Genomic DNA, 22,796 nt, shown 5'->3' on the forward strand with positions numbered 1-22,796 from the left:
AGATGTTAGGCAGATTATTCCATCCTATTCTGAAAGGAGCCCAGACATGAAAATACGTAAAGCCATTATCCCGGCGGCGGGGCTCGGCACACGGTTTCTTCCCGCAACTAAAGCCATGCCTAAAGAGATGCTTCCGATTGTGGATAAACCGACGATCCAATATATCATTGAAGAGGCAGTAGCATCTGGAATTGAAGATATTATTATTGTTACAGGCAAGGGTAAAAGAGCAATTGAAGATCATTTTGACTCTTCATTCGAACTGGAACATAATCTGGCGGGAAAAGGGAAGTGGGGTTTGCTTGAGGAAGTGCGTCGTCCTTCTGAATTGGCAGATATCCATTACATTCGGCAAAAGGAACCGAAGGGTCTCGGTCATGCGATCTGGTGCGCCCGTAAGTTCATCGGAGACGAGCCTTTTGCGGTTTTGCTCGGAGATGACATTGTAGAGGCCAACGTGCCGTGTCTGAAGCAGATGATAAACGTCTATGATACCTATCATTCTGCTGTTGTAGGTGTACAACCGGTATCTTGGGATGAAGTGGATCGATATGGAATTGTGGATGGGCGCGAAAAGGCGGATCGGATTTATGAGACATCCAGACTGGTAGAGAAACCTTCTAGAGATGAGGCGCCTTCCAATCTTGCTATTATGGGGCGTTACATTTTACCGCCAGATATTTTTGCTTTATTAGAAGGACAAAAGGCAGGGAAAAACGGTGAGATACAGCTTACGGATGCGTTGTCTACATTGGCTCAGTTAGAACCAATTTTAGCTTATCAGTTTGAGGGTATGCGTCACGATGTGGGGGAAAAACTAGGATTTATAAAAACTAATTTGCATTATGCGTTGCAGAAGGAAGAGTTGCGTGAAGAACTTTTGGAATATATGAAAGACGTAATGTGTAAAGAGACTGCAAAGCAATAGATAATAACTACATTTCATAAATACAATAATAAAGCGGGGCAGCTCTTGGTAGATAATTTCTACCGGAGCTGCCCCTCTGTTTTTCTAGAATTGTAGCTCAGCTAACTGCTGAATTTCTTGCTTAGAATTCGGATTGACTTGCATCAGTTTGTCCATTAGAACGTCATCGCTTTGCCCCTGCTTTTGAAGGGAGGCAAGGTACCATTGGGCAATATCCTGATTGGCCGTCTGAGACAGATCATCCTGAAGGCCCATCTTCAGCGCTACGGCTGCCTTATCAGGCTGATCGGTCATGAAGTACATTTTGCCCGTGTTCAGGATCATTTCAGGAGTGTTTTCAAACGCCCGGCCTTGGAGTTGGCCTTCTGGCAGTGTAGTGAGATGCTTAATACCTGTTTGCACTTTCTCGAAAACCTCGGTGCCACTATTGAAGTACTTATCTTTGGCGGCCGTATCGTCTGTTCCCAATGCTTGATAGCCCAGGTCAAAGGCTTGATTAATAATCTGCTCATGCCATTCAATATCCCACTTGAACTTCTTGGCATTCGCCATAAGAAGATCGAAGGCTTTATCTTTCTCATTTTTCAGTTGATGGCCCTGGATAAGGCGATTGATCATGAACTTGTTGTTCGGCTCGTCTTTCAGAGCTTTGCTCAGAAGCTCGACGGACATATTGTAGAATGCTTCATCCTGGGTCTGCTTATAAACTGAGTGATATAGAGAGGACAGGAGAAGCACGGAGTCCGGATGGCTCGGGCGTATGCTAAGATCCTTATCGAGAGGTGCTTTAATCTCATTATAAGACTTGCTTGTTTGGGCCAATTTCCGAGCTTCCAGTGCTGAACTGCTTGCCTGAATATATCGAATAGACGTAATCAGGATCACGATTGCACCGATTCCTACGGCAGCACTGTACATCCCTCTGGCTGTCGTATCTTTCATCTTCCATTTTGTCAGCGGCTTGCTGTCCATCACGGCTGCCATACCACCGAGTCCAAGGAATACTAGAATCCCGATAAAAACATAACTCATGTTAAAGTCCAAAATACTGTGTATCAATATAGATAACACGATAATGACATACAAGAAGTGAGAATTACGGTCCTCTTCATCGGTTTTAACGTAACCGCGAATATATTTATAGAAAATAAACAATATAAACGATATGAAAATAAGAAATCCGACAATCCCAACTTCAATCAAATACTGTAAGAAGAAGTTGTGAGCCTGACGGCTGGTGTATGGGTTGTTTTGGTATTGCTCGTAAAGCGAGGCCCAAGCCCCTCCGCCAGCTCCGAATACGGGATAATCGGCAACCACCTTCATCGCATCTTTATAAAATGTAAAGCGTTCCAGAACACTGTGCTGGTTAAGATTGATGTTATCCAGACGGATAGCGATGTTCTGCGGCAGAATGTTCTTCACACTCGTGCCGATGAATAGGAAGATCAACAGTCCGCCAAGAACAACGGAACTGACCGGAATCCATAGACTGGATCCTTTTTTCGCAGACCATCTTTCCAGCGCTTTATCTAGCATTGGAGCAACATACGTTTGAATGGCCCATCCGAGTAATCCGACTACTACGGACACTCCGAGCAAGATTCCCCAACCTTTGAGGGCACCACCAGCGTTAAACTTTTCATTCAGCTGCAGTCCCAGTTCAGTGACGGGTTTGGAGATGAGTAACGATGCCACACCTGCAATAGCGCAATATAGAATCCAGAGAATCTGCTTCGCAGGCTTCAGGAACATGAGAAGTAGAGCGAATACTACCGGCAGCATTACAAGCCCGCCCCGAGACAATGTCAGCAGTAAGGATACGATGATTGGCACCAGCATGAAGCTGTGGAAAACCTGGCTGTACCATTTACGTGAAGTAGTAATATAGAAGACAGCTGCGAACAAAAATGCCATTAGAAATGCAGCATATGTATTAGCGTACTGAAAGACGGAAGTTAGACGCAGGCCGTTCGAGTCTACCATTACAGCGTTTGTGTAAATGCCGTTCAGAACCGTCTTGGAGAACCAGTTTACAATTGCACCTGCGGTCTTTCCCTGTCCAAACCAATGCAAAAGTCCGAAACCTACGATAGCATAGGCTACCGTCATGATAGTTGTTTGGATTACTCGGTTGCCAAATTTATCTTGCAGCAGATATAATCCAATCAAAAACATAATGGCATAAATGCACTGGACAATAACCATGTTCATAGCGAGATAATGGGAAGCAGCCCCTAACAATGAAATAACATAGGATAAAGGAAGAAGAAGGACGCCTACTATTAGCCAATCTCGTTGATCATCCAATCGGATGTTTTTAAAATATTTGGCGATCCATAGGAACAGCAGAACACAAGCAGCAGCAGCTGCCTGGAAAATGGGCTTCTCAAACTCTAGCATTTGGCCATTAAACAACGCGGTTTGGAACGGCGTCCAGGCTAGAAATAACATGGTTCCAATCAATAGAATCCAAGATAACGCAGGTATCTTATTGTTGCCCTTCGAGGGAGTAGTAGATTTTTTACCAATTACTGTTTTCCGCAACATTAATTAGCTCCTTTTCCTATAGGTACGACGATAGTTTATCATAGTATATGTATTGAAACTACGTTTAGAGGTGAGTAGTTTCTAATAAATGGGTAGTTCTAGAACGTAAATGTAACTTTGGAAGGAGCGAAAGAATGCTAAAACATCTGTGTAATTTCATTACAGATATTTATAAAAGTAGACAAATGATTTTCAGTTTGGCAAAAAAAGATTTTAAATCAAAGTATCTTGGCAATTATCTGGGCATTATTTGGGCATTTATTCAACCTACATTTATGATATTAATCTATTGGTTTGTATTTCAAGTAGGTTTTAAAAGTAACCCCGTAGAAGATTTTCCATTCGTTCTTTGGCTCATATCCGGAATAATCCCATGGTTCTTTTTCTCTGATGCCATGACAGGTGCAATGAATTCAATTGTTGAAAATAGCTATCTGGTGAAAAAAGTAGTTTTTAAGGTCAGTGCTCTTCCACTAATCAAAATAATTGGTGCCCTTTTTATTCATTTGTTTTTTGTATTCATATTATTTCTACTCTTTTTTCTGTATGGGTACTCACCAAGTCTATATCAATTACAAGTCTTCTATTATTTAATATGTATGATTGCTTTAGTTTTAAGTTTGTCATGGATTACTTCATCTTTAGTTGTTTTTATAAAAGATTTCGGTCAATTAATATCAATGTTTTTACAAATTTTTTATTGGATGACTCCTATTTTTTGGTCTTTTAATGTTGTTCCAACAGAATATCAATTTATTTTTAAGTTAAATCCTTTATTTTATATTATTGAAGGATACAGAGACTCAATGATTCATCAAGTTGGATTTTGGCACCACTATTATCAAACAATATATTTCTGGTTGGTCGTTTTAGTTTTTTCTACAATAGGCATGTTTTTGTATAAGAAGCTCAAGCCTCATTTTGCAGACGTTTTATAGGAGGTTAAACTTATGTCTTCAGATCTTTCTATAAAGGTATCTAATGTTTCGAAGTTATACAAATTATATAACAAACCTATAGAGCGGTTAAAAGAAACTCTACATCCCGGTCGAAAGAAGTACTATCATGAATTTTTTGCTTTAAATAATATATCGTTTGAAGTTAAAAAGGGAGAGACGGTAGGGATCATTGGGAAAAATGGATCAGGTAAGTCCACCTTGTTAAAACTGATTACGGGAGTATTAACCCCTTCTTCTGGTAGCATCTATGTAGATGGGAAAATATCAGCATTGTTGGAACTGGGAGCTGGTTTCAATCCTGAATTTACTGGTTTAGAAAATATATATTTGAATGGAACCATAATGGGTTTTTCAAAAGAAGATATGGATTCAAAATTAGATCATATTTTATCATTTGCTGAAATTGGAGACTACATAAACCAGCCAGTCAAAATGTATTCGAGCGGTATGTTCGCTAGACTGGCTTTTGCTGTAGCTATTAATGTGGAACCTGAAATATTGATAGTTGATGAGGCATTGGCGGTAGGAGATGTAAGATTTCAGGCGAAGTGTTTTAAGAAGTTCAAAGAACTAAAAGAAACAGGTGTAACTATTTTATTCGTGAGCCATGACGTATACTCGGTTAGGAATTTTTGTGATAGGGTTATTTGGATTAATGAAGGGCAGCTACAGCAAGTCGGTGCAACTATTGAGGTAACTGCTAGTTACGTTGAATACATGAATAGAGATCAAACCTCTGCAATTGCTAATGATGTCAATGAGGATGTTCAAGAAAGGGTGACTCAATTTAATCCTATTAATAGATGGGGGAGAAATGTGGGTCTAATTAAATCGGCTGTTCTATTTAATAGTTCTTTGCGTGAGACAGAAGTTCTTGAAGTTGGAGAGCCATTTACAATAAAGATAACAGCCTATATTTCCTCAGATGTTAATGCGAGTACACTTAGTGTAGCCTTCTCGATTAAAAATACGACAGGGCAAGACTTAATTGTATCTACTACTTATGATAATGAATTGAAAGGAATCAACAGGAAAGACTGTCTTATCGAAGTCCAATTCACTTTGAATAACTATTTGAATCAAGGGGACTATGTTTTAATCGCCGCTCTAGAAGATAGAACAAACCCATCCCCAGAATACTATGACTATATAGAAGGGGCGGCATATTTCAAAGTCACCTCTAAGAAGCAGCTATTCGGCTTAATTAACGTTCCGGTTGAACAAAATATCACTTTTCTTAAGTAGGTCCTATCTCATAAATAATCAATAAGGAGCTATTGGAATGAGTAACCAAGTATTGAATAGCAAAGAATATTGGAATAACAGATTTACAACCGACTGGGAGGATAACAAGGGAAGAGGCCAAACAGCTTTTTTTGGGCAACTTGCTCTAAACATGTTTCCTGAATGGTTTGTTAGGGAAGTTGTTGATCACAAGTTGAGTATAGCTGACATTGGGTGCGCGGAAGGTGATGCGACTCAACTATTGTCACAGAAGTTTGTGGATTCAGAAGTGGTAGGAATTGATTTTTCTGAAGAAGCGATAGAAAGAGCGCAATTTTACTACCCCAACTTGAACTTTAAGAGTGGTGATGTAAATCATCTGACAGAAAAGTATGATGTTATTTTTTCTTCTAATACATTAGAACATTTTTCAAACCCCATAAGTATAATGGAGAAGTTAACAGAAAATAGCGAAGAATTCATGGTGTTTCTAATTCCGTTTCAAGAATATTCTCTTATAGAAGAACATTTTTTTACGTTTGATTATAAGAGTTTTCCATTAAAGCTTAAGAACTATCTTTTAGTGTACTATCAAGAAATTGACTGCACTCTTGAAAATTCAAGCCACTGGCAGGGTAAGCAAATAATGATTATATACAGCAATGAACAAACGGTGGACTACAGCAATTTTAGTATAGAGTCGGCAAATGGAAATATTCCAATAATAAATAGACATATTAGCAGTCTCACTGAAATTCAAAATAAACTTATTAATGAAGTAAATGAAAAAACAAAAGTAATAGAAAAATTAGAGAACAATTCAATCACTCTCCAAGAAAACATAAGTGGACTGGAGAATAATCTGCAAGAAATGGAGAGAGAAAGCCAATTACTTAGTCAAAGAGTTTTCAGGTCAGAAAATGAACTTAATGAAATTTACAATTCTGGCGTTTGGAAATTAGCATTAAAATATTACAAAATCCGCGATACCAAGCCATTTCTGTACATTTATAAGTCAGCTAAAATCATTAAATCATCGGGAGTAAGAGTTTTTTTACGAAAGCTATATGATAAAGTTTTTGTGAAAAATAAAACGATTCACTCTTATCAACATCAAAAGCAATTAAAGCGAATTTTAAGAAAACATAAAAACAAGCAGATAATTGTGTTCCCTCATTTAGTTGACTGGAATATCCCATTATTTCAAAGACCACAACACATTGCGCTTAAGCTTGCCCAACACGGTTTTTTGTACTTCTATTGTTCACCTAACAGTTACGATAATGTGAATGGTTTTCAGGAAATTGATACTTCGTGTTATTTGACTAATCGACTTGATTTATTGATGGAATTAGATACTAAGAAAATTATTCATTTGTATTCAACGGATATGAATCCTACAAACGCCTTAATTGAACAAAGTGTTGAGAATGGTGATCTTATTTTTTACGAATATATTGATGAGATTCATGAGGAGCTTTCTGGCAGTATTCCGGAATTCGTTATACAGAAACATGACTTTATTCTGAAAAATGAAAAATGTGTTGTAGTAGCGTCTGCTAACAAATTGTATGATGAGGTTAAAAGCGTTCGAATGAACAATTTTGAACTAGTAACAAATGGCGTAGATTACAATCATTTTCGAAAAAGTTACAGTTATGAGGATGCACCTGAATTAATTAAAAATGTATTAAATAAAAAAAGCTCTGTCATCGGTTACTACGGTGCATTTGCCAGTTGGTTTGACTATGAATTAATTATAAAACTAGCAACGGAAAGGCCCGAATATCAGATCTTATTAATTGGTTGGAAATATGACAATTCGATGGACCAGTTTAAGCTGAATGAGTACGATAATATTTCAATAATCGGCCCAATTGATTATAAAGTTCTCCCTGAATATGCCTATTGGTTTGATGTTTCTATCATTCCTTTTAAAATTAATGACATTACAGATTCAACTTCTCCAATTAAATTATTTGAATATATGGCCCTAGGACGGCCTATTGTTACAACTGATATGCCTGAATGCAGAAAATATAAATCCGTACTTATTGGAAAAAACTCAAATGAATTTATAAGATTAATAGACAAAAGTTTAACACTAAGAGGCGACAAGCAATATGAAGAAATCCTAGAAAAAGAAGCTTTAGAAAATACATGGGATTCAAAGGCCGAAGTAATTGCAAGTCTCCTTAGACAAAATTTATAAATTAAAGTTTTCAGGTAGGTAAGAGGAGTTGATTGCTTGTTAGACAAACCCAAAATGGCTTATCTAATGCATGTAAACTGGGATTGGATAAAGCAGCGCCCCCATTTTTTATATGAGGAATTGACCCGATACTATAATGTGGATTTGTTCTATATTGATAAGCTTTATGACAGTCACCATAACAAAAATTTGAATTCTCGAAATAGTTATTCAGATTCAAATGTTATTACGCTGACAAAGTTACCTTTATCGGGACGATACAGGACGTTACAGGGCTTAGAAAAGTTAATAAATCGAAAAGCATTAAATTCATTGGAGAAATATGATTACATTTGGGTTACCTCTCCGATCATTCTGGATTTTGTATCTCTGGAAAGATTAAAAGGAAAGACCATCATTTACGATTGTATGGATGACTTTTTGAGTTTTTATCGAGATGTGGATGTGGTTTCCAGATTGAGAGAACTTGAGGTTCATCTAATCCAACGAGCTGACGTGATATTTACTTCATCGAGTTATCTTAGGGATAAAATTATATCTAGTTACTATGCATATATAAGTGCCCCCCCATATTTGGTCAATAACGGATTGAGCGAGACCTTTTTACATAGAAATGAAATAAAGTATATAAAGAAAAATGAAAAGTTGACCCTACCAAATGATATGTTGAACTTAATGTACATCGGAACAATTGGTGGATGGATTGACTTTGAGCTTATTCTAAGTATTCTTCATCAGATACCAAATAGTATGGTTACTATGATCGGTCCTATTGACACAAAAGTTCCGCAACATTCACGTTTGAATTATTTAGGTGTCATGGGACACGACAAAATTCCATGTTATGCTGAGCAGGCAGATGCTTTAATCATGCCATTTATTCTAAACGAACTGGTTCGGGCGGTTGATCCGGTAAAGATCTATGAGTATATTCATTTTAATAAACCTATTATTGCTATTCACTATGGGGAAATGGATAAGTTTTTACCTTATGTAAAATTGTACAATAATGAAGCGGAGTTTCTGGCACTAGTAAGGAACCTTCATGAATATAACGAGAAGAGCTATACTGCTGAAGATAGGTTGAGTTTTTTAATGAGAAGTACGTGGAGTGAACGATGTAAACAAATTGTTCGAGTTTTGGAAGGAGAACCACTATGAAAGCCATAATCCTAGCAGGAGGAACTGGCTCTAGGCTTTATCCCTTAACTAAAGTGACTAACAAACATTTACTCCCGGTTGGGAAATACCCAATGATATTTTATTCAGTTGAGAAACTAAAACAAGCCGGTCTTCACGATATCCTTATTATTACCGGTAGGGATCACATGGGTGACGTTGTTAACTTGCTTGGAAGTGGCAGTGAACTAGGCGTCTCTTTTACCTATAAAGTTCAGGACGAAGCTGGGGGAATTGCTCAAGCACTTGGTTTGGCAAAGCAATTTGTCGGAGAAGATCAAGTGGTCGTTATTCTAGGGGATAATGTTTTTCTTGATGATATTACTCCTTATGTTAACCAATTTCGAAGGCAGAAGGCAGGAGCAAAAATACTTATTCAACAGGTGGATGATGTCTCAAGATTTGGTGTACCGGAAATTCAAGGTGATCGAATTATTTCAATCGAGGAAAAGCCAACAGCGCCTAAAAGCCATTATGCTGTAACCGGTATTTATATGTATGATCGTCGAGTTTTTGATATTATCAGCACCTTGAAACCGTCCCCGCGGGGTGAATTGGAGATTACAGACGTTAATAATGCATATATTGAACGAGGAGAGCTTACTTTTGATATTCTGCAGGGCTGGTGGACAGATGCTGGAACACATATCTCATTGGCTCGTGCAAATGAATTAGCTAAAAACATTGAACTAGGTGATGAATTTGGTAAGTTCTAATTGTAGATAAGGGGTAAACATGTAATGAAAAAAACTCCTCTAAAATTAAATGGTGTAAGTTTATTGGAACCGGTAGTTCATCGTGACGACCGGGGCTTTTTTATGGAAAGTTACAACGCAACAATATTTCATGAACATGGCATAAATCACAACTTCATCCAAGACAATCACTCCCTGTCCTTAGAACCCGGAGTAATTCGGGGGCTTCACTACCAGCTTAATCCCAAAGCTCAAACGAAACTTATCCGCGTCCTAACAGGAGCCATTTACGATGTCATCGTAGATATACGTAAAAGCTCACCCACCTATAGACAGTGGACCGGCGTCATTCTAAGCGAGTACAACAAGCGCCAGCTACTTGTTCCTAAAGGCTTTGCCCATGGCTTCTGCACGCTTGTACCGAACACGCAAGTACTCTACAAAGTGGATGAGTACTATTCCCCTGAACATGATCGCGGCATACTATGGAATGATCCAGCTTTGGGAATTGATTGGCCAACATCCAACCCAATTCTGTCTGACAAAGATCAGCGGCATCCATTACTACAAGATGCAGAAGTGAATTTTGAGTAGGGGGGCTTTTCAAGATGAAACTTCTTGTAACCGGCGGTGCCGGATTTATTGGCAGTAATTTTATCTTATATATGATGCAGCAGCATCCGAGCTATCACATTATTAATATGGATGCGCTAACGTATGCGGGAAATCTCGAGAACTTAAAATCCATTGAAAATGATCCTAATTATTCATTCGTTAAGGCTGATATTGCAGACAAACAAGCCGTAGATCAAGTCTTCCAGCAGGGGATCGACGTGGTTGTTAACTTTGCAGCTGAGTCTCACGTGGATCGAAGTATTTTGGAGCCGGAAGTGTTTGTGAACACTAACGTATTAGGTACTCAGGTACTTTTGGATGCGGCTAAGAAATACGGCGCAACTAAGTTTGTTCAAGTTTCTACAGATGAAGTTTACGGCTCACTAGGAGAGAACGGTCTTTTTTCTGAAACGACACCGCTCGCACCGAATAGCCCGTATTCCGCAAGCAAAGCGGGAGGAGATTTACTGGTCAGGGCATATCATGAGACATTTGGTTTGCCAGTTAATATAACCCGCTGTTCGAACAACTATGGCCCTTATCAATTCCCTGAAAAGTTAATCCCATTAATGATATCCCGTGCTTTGAGTGACGACGCGCTCCCTATTTACGGTGATGGCTTGAACATACGCGATTGGCTGTACGTCGAGGATCATTGCAGCGCCATTGATCTTGTTATTCATCAAGGGCGTAATGGGGAAGTGTATAACATTGGAGGGAATAACGAGAGGACGAACATCCATATCGTCAAAACGATCTTGGAGCAGCTCGGGAAACCGGAATCTCTCATATCTTTCGTGGAGGATCGCCTTGGACACGATCGCCGTTATGCCATTGATCCGACCAAGATTATGAAGGAGCTGGGGTGGGAGCCTAAATATAACTTCGAAACAGGTATTCAGGAAACAATTCAGTGGTATCTTGACAATAAGGATTGGTGGACAAGAATTCAATCGGGCGTTTATCGTGAGTATGTAACGAGACAATACGGTAGGCGTTTGGGTGGATCCTGATGAAGGTACTTGTAACGGGCGCTCAGGGTCAGCTTGGACAGGATGTTGTTTCGCTTTTTGGTGAGGCAGGTCACCAGGTTATCGGTTGTGGCAGAGAGGAATTGGATGTCACGAATATGGATCAATGCCAGCAGATGATATCTGCTTATCTTCCCGACGCCATTATTCATTGTGCATCTTACACAGCGGTCGATGCGGCTGAAACGAACGTTGATGAAGCATACCTGGTTAATGCAATAGGAACCCGTAATATTGCGTTTTCGGCTGAGCAGGTCGGGGCCAAACTGGTTTATATTAGTACGGACTACGTCTTCAATGGCAAGGCCGTTCACCCTTATCATGAGTATGATAATACAGATCCTCAAACAATCTACGGAAAATCCAAACGGGCCGGGGAGTCCTTGGTTCAAAGTCTGTGCTCCAAATGGTTCATTGTAAGAACTTCTTGGGTTTTCGGTCCTTATGGAAGTAACTTTGTCAAAACCATGTTGCGTCTTGGGCAGGAGAAACCTCTCCTTCAGGTTGTAAACGACCAAAAAGGATCACCTACCTATACAGTTGATTTAGTCCGTTTTTTATTGGACTTAATAGCTACAGAAAAGTACGGGGTTTATCATGCTTCCAATAGCGGTTCATGTACATGGCATGAGTTTGCGAAGGCCATTTTTGAAGAATCACATGAACTGCTCGGCTTGTCTTTTTCCGCTAAGTTAGAACCATGCGCGACTGATGAGTTTCCTCGGCCAGCTCCGAGACCCAGAAATTCGGTGCTGGAGCACTTTGCTATTCGAAACAACGAGTTTGATGACTTTCGACATTGGCGAGAGGCGTTAAAGGAGTTTTTACTGGATATGAAACATAACCCTGAACTATACTGAAATAAATACAGCGATTGAACGAGCCTGATCTGTATGATCGGGCTTTTTATTTTGTATGGCTCGCTACTTGGGAGGTTCGGGTGCGTGAAAAGAGTACAAGTTTTGTTGTCCGCCTATAATGGTGAGCGATACATTTCAGAACAGATTGAAAGTATTATGAAGCAAAGTTATCCGGATGTGTCTGTCCTTGTTCGTGATGACGGATCTTCAGATGGAACCATATACATCGTACAGCAACTTATGCAATTCTATCCGGGTCGGATTCAGATGATCACTGGGTCTAATATAGGTGTAATCGGCAGTTTTTTTGAGCTTTTGATTCATTCGGATTCTGAAGCTGACTTCTATTGTTTCTGTGACCAGGACGATGTGTGGTTTGATTATAAAGTGAAGTCCGCGGTAACTCATCTGGACACCATATCGCATGTAGGTGAACCGGCTATGGTATTTACTTCAACGCAGCTAACAGATGATAAATTGAATAGTAAAGGTACGTGGCCGCAGTCCCCTTCCAGAGAGCCCTCTTTTTACAATGCATTGGTACAAAATATCGCAGTCGGGGCCACTATTACTTTCAATAAAGACTCCCGAAACTTCTTCCTGGAGAACCATCAGCCTGATAGAAGCAAAATATTAATGCACGACTGGTGGTTTTACATCTTAGTGTCCGCATTTGGAACGGTTATTTACGAGGAAAAGCCATCCATGATGTATCGTCAGCATGGAAACAACTTTGTTGGTGGCAGCAACTCGCTGATCCAGAAACTAAAAGATAAATTCAATAGCTTTAGAAAACACTTTGGTAAACACCTGTTGTTCCATCAAGCGTTGGAATTTGAAAGAGTTTATGGTATGAAATTAACGCCGGAGAAAAAAGAGCAACTGGATCTGTTTTTACAGGCACGTCCTAGGCTAATCGATCGAATCAGATATTTAAGCCAATCTAAACTTTACAGACAATCTTTAGTTGAAAATATATTGTTTAAGTTTTTGGTATTAGTAAAGTACATATAAACTGCTGCTGTAGATCAACTGTACAATATAATCTTACCCTGACACCTACCTCTAATATGCTATAATGACGATAGATTACTAATTTTGGCAGGAGAAGTCATGTTATGGATATAAGTATCCTAATCGTTAACTACAATACCTGTCAGCTGACAGTGGATTGTCTGCATTCAGTATTTGCCTCGAAGACGGAATACAACTTTGAGGTCATCGTCATCGACAATCATTCGGAAGACAAGTCTGTGGAGACGATCCTTGAGTTATTCCCGCAGGTCACGCTGATCGTAAACTCGGATAATAACGGGTTCGCCAAAGCCAACAACCAGGGAATGGACATCGCCCAAGGGCGTTATATCTTGCTGCTTAACTCCGATACGGTTGTGCTTGAAGATACGCTGGATATCATGATCGCATTTATGGACAAGAACCCGATAACCGGAGCTTCAGGCTGCAGAGTGCTCCTGCCGGACGGCTCGCTGGATAAAGCCTGCAAAAGAGGCTTCCCTACGCCATCGGCTTCTTTTTATTATGCTTTCGGTTTGAGCAAGCTGTTCCCGGACAAGCCGAGGTTTAACCAATACCAGTTGGGCTATCTCGATCCGGATCAAGAGTATCCTGTGGACTGCCTTGTGGGCGCCTTTATGATGGTTCGCCGCGAGACGATTGAGCAAGTGGGGGGACTTGATGAGGAATTTTTTATGTATGGTGAAGATATTGACTGGTGTTACCGCATCAAGGAGGCGGGCTGGGGAATTCACTACTATCCGCTGACGCACATCATTCATTTCAAAGGCGGCAGCGCTCGCCGTCGACCTGTAAAGATCATCTATGAATTCCATCGGGCCATGATTCTGTTCCACCGTAAGCATTACCGCGAACGATACAACATATTTGTAAACGGGACAGTCTATGCAGGCATTGGACTCAAACTAATTCTCGCACTGCTGTTCAATCGGTTAAAGGCAGTTCGTCCGGCCACGTCATTAACTTCTGATCACCAGGCTGAGGTGAAGCTATGATCCGCAAAAATCAAAGATTTCTTACTAAGCTATATATGCTTTCGGACTTCGCTTTCATACAGGTTTCTTTCCTTCTGGCATGGTGGATTAAATTCGAGAGTGGATGGATTCCTTACGAGAAGCCAATTCCTATTGAATCTTATGCGATGTGGAGTCTTGTTTACGGAGCAGTAGCAATTGTAGTTGGAGTTATGTTAGCAGTGTACTCTCCGAAACGTAAGAAACGTTATGCTGATGAATTTCTGAAAATATTCCAGACTCACTTTGTCGGCATGTTTATTCTGCTTAGCTTGATGTTTTTTGTGAAAGAGGTCAATATCTCCCGTTGGTACCTGGCGATTTATATGACGCTAAACGTTGTGAATATCATCCTGTACCGTTACTTCCTGAAGAAGATGTTAAATCATTTTCGCGAAAAGGGGTTTAACCGCCAGTTTGTTCTCATCGTTGGTGCAGGTACGCTGGGAAAAACTTTTTACAACAACCTAAGGCTGTACCCAGAGCTCGGGTATGAAGTGATCGGCTTTCTCGATGACTACCAACAGTGGAACGAGGAAGAGGCTAAACATTTCAAACCGATTTTAGGTACCGTCGACAAACTTGCTTCCGTCTTAGATCAGATGATGATTGACGAAGTTATCCTAGCGCTCCCGTTGAACGCCCATCACAAATACCTAGAAATCATCGCAGCCTGTGAAAAAGCCGGTGTTCGTACGCTCATCATTCCGGATTTTTTCGACTTCTTGCCTGCCCGGCCGATATTTGATAACTTTGCCGGGATGCCGATGATTAATGTGCGCGACATTCCGCTCGATCTGGTGGGGAACCGTCTGTTTAAACGAATGTTTGACATCGCCTTCTCATTCGTGGCGATCCTGATCACTTTGCCAGTGATGGCATGTATATACGCCGGAGTGAAGCTGACGTCCCCAGGTCCGGTCATATTTAAGCAGGAACGGGTAGGATTGAACCGTCGTACATTTTATATGTATAAATTCCGTTCGATGAAGCTTTTACCGGAGGGAGTGGAGGACACTGGTTGGACGGTCGAGAATGACCCGCGTCGCACCAAGTTCGGCTCATTCTTACGCAAAACCAGTCTCGACGAGCTACCGCAGTTCTTTAATGTGTTGTTTGGCCATATGAGCGTGGTCGGTCCCCGTCCGGAACGCCCTTACTATGTTGAGCAGTTTCGTGAAGAGATTCCGAAGTACATGGTCAAGCATCATGTGCGTCCCGGCATCACCGGATGGGCCCAAAGCAACGGCTTACGGGGAGATACCTCTATAGAAGAACGGATCAAACACGATATTTTCTATATTGAGAACTGGTCGATATTATTTGATATTAAAATCATTCTGCGAACCATCCGCAACGGCTTCAAAAATGCATACTAATCTAAACATTTAGCTTCAATATATGCCCGTTTCCTTTTCATAAGGGATGACGGGCATTTTGCTTGCGGGTGATCCCATTACCAATAAAAATGTTCGCATTTTATGCGAACATAAATTGACTTGCTCACGTTGCTATCATAGACTTAATTTAGTAGTAGACCGTTAACGTGGAGGAATGACGTTGAAAGAAATAATAAAGCCTTGGAGGCATGTATTTAAGCTCGATCCCGAGAAAGAGATCCATGATGACGCACTGGATGAGATATGCATGTCGGGAACCGATGCGATTATGGTGGGTGGCTCTACAGGAGTGACCTATGAAAATACTGTAGATTTGATGTCACGCGTACGCCGCTACGAGCTTCCGTGTGTACAGGAGGTATCCGATCTGGAGGCGGTTGTGCCTGGTTTTGACCTGTATATGGTTCCGATGGTCCTTAACACGCCTGACCCGACATGGATCCTGGAACGTCACCGCCAGGGAATCGAGCGTTATGGATATATGATTCCATGGGATCTGGTGGTCACCGAGGGCTATATTGTACTGAACCCGGATGCCACGGTAGCCAAGCTTACCAGAGCAGAGGCACAGATCAGCGAAGAATCAGCGGCGGCTTTTGCCCAAATTGCGGACAAGCTGATGAACCTGCCGGTTGTCTATCTGGAGTATAGCGGTACTTTTGGCGATATGGATACGGTGCGTACAGTTCGCAGATCATTGGATAACGCTCAACTGTTCTATGGCGGCGGGATTACGACAGCTGAACAAGCAGCTGAAGCGGCTTCCGTATCAGATACCGTAGTGGTCGGCAACGTAATTTATGATCATTTGGCTCAGGCACTAGAAACAGTTAAAGCTGTGAAAGGCTAATTGGATTAATCAAGTACAACTCATCTCGCAAGCTCCCAAAGACAGACTTTTCTACTATATAATAGTACTCATTTGAGACTTTCATTTACTCTATACAAATAGGAGGCAACTGAACCTATGCAGCCCATTAACATACAAGAGGCCGTCCAGCGCCTCAACCCTGAGCAGCGGAAAGCCGTTGAAGCGACTGACGGACCGCTGCTTATTATGGCCGGAGCCGGATCAGGCAAGACACGAGTGCTTACGCACCGGATTGCTTATCTCATCGCTACGCGCAAAGCCCCGCCATGGAGCATTTTAGCTATAACCTTTACGAATAAAGCCGCCCGAGAGATGCAGGAGCGGGTATCCAAACTTGTCGGCAATGAGGGTCGAGACATTTGGGTATCTACATTCCACTCGATGTGTGTGCGTATCCTCCGCAAAGATATCGAACGGATCGGATTCACCTCAAACTTCAGCATTTTGGACTCCACCGACCAGCTGTCGGTTGTCCGCAATTGTATGAAGCATCTCAACATCGATACTAAAAAGTTCGAACCAAAAGCGATTCTTGCGACGATGAGTGCGGCCAAAAATGAACTTATCTCTCCACAGCAGTATGAGCAAAAAGCGGGCGATTATTTTGAAAGTCTCGTTGCCAAGGTATACATCGAATATCAAAAACGTCTCAAGAGCAACAATTCCCTCGATTTCGACGATCTCATCATGACAACGATCCAGCTGTTTAAGGAAGTACCGGAAGTGCTCGACTTCTACCAGCGCAAGTTCCAATACATTCATGTTGATGAGTATCAGGACACGAACCGGGCGCAGTACATGCTGTGCCGCATGCTGGCTGACAGCCATCATCGTATTTGCGTGGTGGGTGACAGTGACCAATCCATTTACCGTTGGCGCGGAGCAGATATCAGCAACATTTTGAACTTTGAAGAGGACTATCCGGAGGCGCGGACGATTTTGCTGGAGCAGAATTACCGTTCCACTTCGAATATTTTGAACGCGGCGAACAAGGTCATAGCTCTAAATACAGGACGTAAGCCCAAGAACCTGTGGACCGAGCAGGGAGAAGGGCCAAAGATTAAGGTGTTCCGCGGTGATTCGGAGCATGACGAGGGCTATTTTGTCACTTCTGAAATTAACAAAAACGTGAAAACAGGTAAGTCCTATCAAGACCATGCCATTCTGTACCGTACCAACGCCCAGTCCCGGGTAATCGAGGAAATTTTGATCAAGTCGGATATCCCTTACCAGATCGTCGGCGGCATCAAGTTCTACGATCGCAAAGAGATCAAGGATCTGCTCGCATACCTGCGGCTGATTTCCAACCCGGATGACGACATTAGCCTGACGCGGATCATCAATGTGCCGAAAAGAAGCATCGGTGACACGACCGTTGGCAAGTTGGCTGCTGCGGCTGGTGAACGTGGAACGTCGATCTTCCGTGTGCTTGAAGTGGTGGACGACCTCGGGTTTGCTGGCCGTACCCGCAACGCACTGGTCGAGTTTTACGATATGATTGCAGCATTGAACAGAATGGTCGAGTTCCTGTCGGTAACCGAGCTGACGGAAAAAATACTGGAGATGTCCCAATACCGGACGGAGCTGCAGACAGAGAATACGATTGAATCCAGATCCCGACTTGAGAACATTGACGAGTTCTTGTCTGTTACGCAGGAATTTGAGAAAAATAACGAGGACAAATCCCTCGTTTCGTTCCTCACCGATCTTGCGCTTATTGCCGACATCGATTCCATGAATGATGAGGAAGAGGATCGCAGCGATGCCGTCGTACTTATGACAATGCATAGCGCCAAAGGTCTGGAGTTTCCTGTCGTGTTCATCATCGGTATGGAAGAGGGCGTGTTCCCGCACAGCCGTACCTTTTCGGATAACGAAGAGCTGGAAGAGGAACGCCGTTTGGCTTACGTTGGTATTACCCGTGCGGAGAAGCAGCTGTTTCTCTCCTGTGCACGGATGCGGACCTTGTTTGGCCGAACGACCGCCAACCCGCCTTCCCGTTTTCTGGAGGAAATTCCGGATGAGCTGAAAGAAGACACCCAAATGGCTCAAGATCGCTACCGTCGGGGCGGCAATGTTGGTGGCTCATATGCTGGACGCGGCTTCGGCAGCGGGGGAGGCAGCAACTTCGGAGGAGGCCGCTCCAAGGATTTATCGCTCGGAGGCTCAACGGCTTCCGCAGCAGCAGCCCAGAAGAGCCGCGTGACGGTTACAACGGGAGCGCCAACCCGCCCGGCGACATCTGCTGGCAGCTCGGATGGATTCAAGGCCGGCGATAAGGTAGCCCACGGCAAGTGGGGGACTGGAACAATCGTCTCCGTAAAAGGATCGGGCAATGATATGGAGCTGCAGATCGCGTTCCCGGCACCTGTCGGTGTTAAGCGTCTGCTGGCTGGTTTTGCACCGATTACGAAAGTGGAATAGAGACAACAGACTTGCTGATTTAAGCATAAATACGAAGGAGGCTTGCCCCTGCATGGATTTCAAGGAAAAGATGGAGAAGCTCATCGCGGAGCTGAACAATTACAACTACCATTACTACACGCTGGATCAGCCGCTTGTGAGCGACAAGGAATACGATGTCCTTTACGATCAGTTGGTAGCACTGGAGAAGGAAACCGGAACCGCGCTTCCGGACTCGCCGACACAGCGGGTGGGCGGAGATATTTTAAAGGGCTTTGCACCGCACCGCCATTTGGCTCCGCTTTGGAGTCTCGACAAGGCTCAAAATATCGAGCAACTTCGTACTTGGCATGAACGTGTGGTCAGGCTGGTCAATGACTTCAATACTAAAAATCCGGACAATCCTCTGCCGACCCCTTGTTATGCTTTGGAACTGAAGTTTGACGGACTTACACTTAATCTGACTTACAGGGACGGTAAACTGGTTCAGGCATCCACCCGGGGCAACGGTGCGGTTGGTGAGGGAATACTGGCTCAGGTCAAGACGATTAAATCATTGCCGCTCACGATTCCTTATACGGAAGGTACGATCGAAGTGCAGGGTGAAGGCATTATGAACCTGAGCGTTCTGGAGGACTACAATAAGACGGCAGCTGAACCGCTTAAGAACGCCCGTAACGCTGCAGCCGGCGCACTGCGGAACTTGAATCCGAAGGTGACGGCAGAGCGGAGACTCAGTGCGTATTTTTACAATGTAGGTTATTCGGATGACATCACGTTCAACGATCACAAAGAAATGATGGATTTCCTGCGCGACAACCGGTTCAAGGTGAATCCGTACATTTTCTATTTCGAGAACTTTGACGACGTCATGGAGCAGCTGGCTGACATCGAAGCACGCCGATCAGAACTGGATTACCTGATTGACGGAGCGGTTCTGAAGGTAACGGACATCCGTACCCGCGAAGCGCTTGGCTATACGGATAAATTTCCTCGCTGGGCTGTTGCTTATAAATTTGAGGCTGAGGAAACAACAACGATTCTGGAATCAGTTACCTGGAACGTAGGCCGAACCGGCAAAATCACGCCGCTCGCCCGTGTGGAAGCGGTAGAGCTGGCAGGTGTGACGGTGCAGAACTGCACGCTGAACAATGTCGGTGACATTGAACGCAAAAACCTCAAATTCGCACTCGGCGCGCGCGTGTTCATTCGCCGTTCTAACGACGTGATCCCCGAAATTCTCGGCAAGGTTACGGAGGAGAATGACGGTGAGGAAATCATCTATCCAGAGCAGTGCCCAGCATGCGGTTTCCCACTGGAGCAGCGGGGTGCGCATTTATTCTGCAACAACAAGCTGGGCTGCAAACCGCAGACCATCGCGCGGATCACCCATTTTGCTTCACGTGATGCCATGGACATTGAAACCTTCAGCGACAAAACAGCGAATCAGCTGTACGAGGAACTAAATGTGCGTGAGCCGGCCGATCTGTACACTCTGTCGTTTGACAGCCTTGTGAAGCTTGAGCGATTTGGGGAGAAGAAAGCGCAGAACCTGCTGGATGCCATCGAGAAGAGCAAGGAGCGGGATCTCGCATCTTTCCTTTATGCACTCGGTATTCCGAACACCGGTAAGTCCACGACCAAAATGCTAGCGGATCACTATCGCGATCTCCATCTGGTGATGGCGGCCACAGCGGAGGAACTGGTAGGTTTACCTGATGTCGGTGGTATTGTGGCGGAAAGTATCGCCGGATATTTTGCCGATCCGTTTGCACAAACAAGTATTGAGAAGATGTTATCCCTGGGAGTTCAGGCTAAAGCGCCGGAAGCGCCGCGCCCTGTGAGTACAGATTCTTTTTTCAGCGGTAAAACAGTTGTCCTAACCGGCACGCTCCACTTGCTTACCCGTGAGGAAGCGACAGAACGGCTGGAGAGCCTTGGTGCGAAGGTTACTGGCAGCGTATCGAAGAAGACCGATCTCTTGATCGCCGGGGAGAAAGCAGGCAGCAAACTCGCCAAAGCCCAGCAGCTCGGTATTCAGGTCATTGAGGATGAAAATGAGTTCGTACGCTTGTTAAATGAATAGATAATTGAAAAAGACACCTTCAAGCGCTTATTTGCGCAAGTGAAGGTGTCTTTTTTGACATGAGCCTCTTACTAGCAAGCTTACTCACCTAGCATATTCTGTTATCGGTAAGCTGTTAACCTCTGATTGCATTTCCCTTTCCTCAGGGAACTAGTCGAGTTACTCTGTAGACCAACGGTCAAGCTGAGCATCTCCCGGAAGGAGCAGGGCAAGCAGACCAAGCAGCGGCAGGAATCCTACAGCGATCATCACGTTTCCGATCCCCCATACATCCCCGAGACTCCCGAGTGCAAGCGAACCTACACCGCCCATACCAAACGCAAAGCCAGTAATTAGGCCGGAGACGGTACCGATGTTGCCTGGATGCAGCATTTGGGCGTACACAACAGTAACGGAAAAGCTTGAAAGCAGGATGAATCCGCCAATCACGAGCAGCACGGCAGCCCAGAAAGGCGAGGCGAACGGTAGGACAATCGCGATCGGTGCTGTTCCGATCATGGACAACATGATCAGATTTCGGCGGCCAAAGCGGTCGGCCAGCGGACCGCCGAGGAATGTTCCGACGGCCCCTGAAGCCAAAAACAAGAAGATGTAAATTTGTGCGTTATCTATAGATATTTTATATGCATCCATCAAATAGAAAGCATAGTAGCTGCTGATGGCAGCGCCGTACCATGAACGAACAAACACCAGGGTGACCAGAATGAAGGTTGCGTTTCGGATGCTTTTGCGCCGGGCTGGATCCATGAGACGGGCGCCAGTTCTTTTTTTGAACGTATAGCCTGCGTCCAGCATGCTTCTGTACCAACGGGCCACATATGTCTGGACAACAATGCCTGCAGCGGCCACAATCGTGAATCCAAGTGCGCCAACTTGACCGAAAGGAATGAACACATATCGGGTGAGCAGGGGAGCTAAAGATTGCCCGGCATTACCTCCCACCTGAAAAATCGATTGGGACAGCCCCTTGCGCATACCCGCAGCCATGTGGGCAACACGCATCCCTTCTGGATGAAACGTTGCAGACCCGAGACCAATCAAGACCACCGAGAAGAGCACGAATAAGTAAGAGTCTGCATAAGCCAGGATAAAAACTCCGGCAAAAGTGAAACACATGCCAATGGGCAGGAGAATCGGTGTCGGTCGCCTGTCTGCAGCATAGCCAATAACCGGCTGTATGATGGATGAAGTGAAGTTGATGGCGAACGAGATCCACCCAACCTGAGTGAACGTCAACAGTAGGTTGTCTTTTAATATAGGAAAAATAGCGGGAATCACCGACTGGATTGAATCATTGAACAAATGCACAAAGCTGATTGCAAGTAATATCTTGTATACCGTAGCCTGCTGTGTGTTGTTTTGGATGGGCTTGGATGGAGAGGCGGTATTGTTCAGAATCAGCGGTTTATCCGACATCAGGTCATCTCCTCTCTATATAATATAAGGTGATATGAAGCAATGAACTTACCTTAAAACCTTTCGAACTGGAAATCAATTCATTTTTATGTTTATAATGAGGATGACTTCGCCTTGGAAAATTTATTTTGCAAAAAAGCTTGATAAATATCTTTCAGCGTGGTATATTATTTCTTGTCGCTTTTGACGCAAGCTAATCATCAGATTTACACGGCGTCGAAAGTTGTCGAAAAAAGTGTTGACAGCAATCGAAACACTTGATATAATGTAAACCTACGCTGCTGAGGCGCTGATATGAAATATCAACGACGAAGAGCGG

17 protein-coding genes are annotated in these 22,796 nt (G+C 43.3%); 15 read left to right on the plus strand and 2 right to left on the minus strand.

The window, feature by feature from the left end; all coding sequences use genetic code 11:
* The first annotated feature begins 46 nt into the window (after positions 1 to 46).
* Positions 47 to 928 carry a UTP--glucose-1-phosphate uridylyltransferase GalU gene (gene galU / locus AC2TF5_RS02430; RefSeq protein WP_491300709.1) on the plus strand — a complete coding sequence of 294 codons (882 nt, stop codon included), beginning with the start codon at positions 47 to 49 and terminating at the stop codon, positions 926 to 928.
* Positions 929 to 1,012: 84 nt separating this feature from the next.
* On the opposite strand, the gene AC2TF5_RS02435 is transcribed toward galU, so the two are convergent.
* Positions 1,013 to 3,478, minus strand: a complete 2,466-nt coding sequence (locus tag AC2TF5_RS02435) for an O-antigen ligase family protein (RefSeq protein ID WP_491300711.1) — start codon at positions 3,476 to 3,478, stop codon at positions 1,013 to 1,015.
* A 134-nt stretch (positions 3,479 to 3,612) separates the two neighbouring features.
* Between AC2TF5_RS02435 and AC2TF5_RS02440 the strand changes: the two genes are divergently transcribed.
* The 14 genes from AC2TF5_RS02440 (at position 3,613) to ligA (ending at position 21,061) form a co-directional block, all read left to right on the plus strand.
* Positions 3,613 to 4,416 carry an ABC transporter permease gene (locus AC2TF5_RS02440; RefSeq protein WP_491300713.1) on the plus strand — a complete coding sequence of 268 codons (804 nt, stop codon included), beginning with the start codon at positions 3,613 to 3,615 and terminating at the stop codon, positions 4,414 to 4,416.
* 12 nt (positions 4,417 to 4,428) lie between these two features.
* Entirely contained in the window at positions 4,429 to 5,682 is a 1,254-nt protein-coding gene (locus AC2TF5_RS02445) for an ABC transporter ATP-binding protein (protein WP_491300715.1), read from the plus strand.
* Positions 5,683 to 5,719: 37 nt separating this feature from the next.
* A complete protein-coding gene (locus AC2TF5_RS02450; protein ID WP_491300717.1) occupies positions 5,720 to 7,873 on the plus strand; it encodes a methyltransferase domain-containing protein in 2,154 nt (717 codons plus the stop codon).
* Positions 7,874 to 7,909: 36 nt separating this feature from the next.
* Positions 7,910 to 9,034: a glycosyltransferase family protein gene (locus tag AC2TF5_RS02455; protein ID WP_491300719.1), complete on the plus strand. Its 1,125-nt coding sequence runs from the start codon at positions 7,910 to 7,912 to the stop codon at positions 9,032 to 9,034.
* Positions 9,031 to 9,768, plus strand: coding sequence for a sugar phosphate nucleotidyltransferase (locus AC2TF5_RS02460; RefSeq protein WP_491300720.1), 738 nt, complete (start codon positions 9,031 to 9,033; stop codon positions 9,766 to 9,768). The genes AC2TF5_RS02455 and AC2TF5_RS02460 overlap by 4 nt, the downstream gene beginning before the upstream one ends.
* A gap of 24 nt (positions 9,769 to 9,792) precedes the next feature.
* A complete protein-coding gene (gene rfbC / locus AC2TF5_RS02465) occupies positions 9,793 to 10,341 on the plus strand; it encodes a dTDP-4-dehydrorhamnose 3,5-epimerase (RefSeq protein WP_491300722.1) in 549 nt (182 codons plus the stop codon).
* Positions 10,342 to 10,355: 14 nt separating this feature from the next.
* On the plus strand, positions 10,356 to 11,375 hold the full coding sequence (rfbB, locus tag AC2TF5_RS02470; protein WP_491300724.1) for a dTDP-glucose 4,6-dehydratase: 1,020 nt from the start codon (positions 10,356 to 10,358) through the stop codon (positions 11,373 to 11,375).
* Positions 11,375 to 12,253, plus strand: coding sequence for a dTDP-4-dehydrorhamnose reductase (rfbD, locus tag AC2TF5_RS02475; protein ID WP_491300726.1), 879 nt, complete (start codon positions 11,375 to 11,377; stop codon positions 12,251 to 12,253). The genes rfbB and rfbD overlap by 1 nt, the downstream gene beginning before the upstream one ends.
* An 84-nt stretch (positions 12,254 to 12,337) precedes the next feature.
* The gene (locus tag AC2TF5_RS02480; RefSeq protein ID WP_491300728.1) at positions 12,338 to 13,267 is read left to right on the plus strand and encodes a glycosyltransferase family 2 protein; all 930 of its coding nucleotides are present in this window, start codon (positions 12,338 to 12,340) and stop codon (positions 13,265 to 13,267) included.
* A gap of 104 nt (positions 13,268 to 13,371) precedes the next feature.
* Entirely contained in the window at positions 13,372 to 14,283 is a 912-nt protein-coding gene (locus AC2TF5_RS02485; RefSeq protein ID WP_491300730.1) for a glycosyltransferase family 2 protein, read from the plus strand.
* Positions 14,280 to 15,680 carry an undecaprenyl-phosphate glucose phosphotransferase gene (locus AC2TF5_RS02490; RefSeq protein ID WP_491300732.1) on the plus strand — a complete coding sequence of 467 codons (1,401 nt, stop codon included), beginning with the start codon at positions 14,280 to 14,282 and terminating at the stop codon, positions 15,678 to 15,680. The genes AC2TF5_RS02485 and AC2TF5_RS02490 overlap by 4 nt, the downstream gene beginning before the upstream one ends.
* Before the next feature lie 175 nt (positions 15,681 to 15,855).
* Complete coding sequence (gene pcrB, locus AC2TF5_RS02495) at positions 15,856 to 16,551, plus strand: heptaprenylglyceryl phosphate synthase (RefSeq protein ID WP_491300734.1); 696 nt, start codon at positions 15,856 to 15,858, stop codon at positions 16,549 to 16,551.
* Positions 16,552 to 16,668: 117 nt separating this feature from the next.
* The gene (pcrA, locus tag AC2TF5_RS02500) at positions 16,669 to 18,996 is read left to right on the plus strand and encodes a DNA helicase PcrA (RefSeq protein ID WP_491300736.1); all 2,328 of its coding nucleotides are present in this window, start codon (positions 16,669 to 16,671) and stop codon (positions 18,994 to 18,996) included.
* 52 nt (positions 18,997 to 19,048) lie between these two features.
* Positions 19,049 to 21,061 carry an NAD-dependent DNA ligase LigA gene (gene ligA / locus AC2TF5_RS02505; protein ID WP_491300738.1) on the plus strand — a complete coding sequence of 671 codons (2,013 nt, stop codon included), beginning with the start codon at positions 19,049 to 19,051 and terminating at the stop codon, positions 21,059 to 21,061.
* A 159-nt stretch (positions 21,062 to 21,220) separates the two neighbouring features.
* On the opposite strand, the gene AC2TF5_RS02510 is transcribed toward ligA, so the two are convergent.
* Positions 21,221 to 22,477, minus strand: coding sequence for an MFS transporter (locus AC2TF5_RS02510; protein ID WP_491300740.1), 1,257 nt, complete (start codon positions 22,475 to 22,477; stop codon positions 21,221 to 21,223).
* Positions 22,478 to 22,796: the final 319 nt, after the last annotated feature.

It is taken from the genome of Paenibacillus sp. JNUCC 34 (assembly GCF_058269055.1).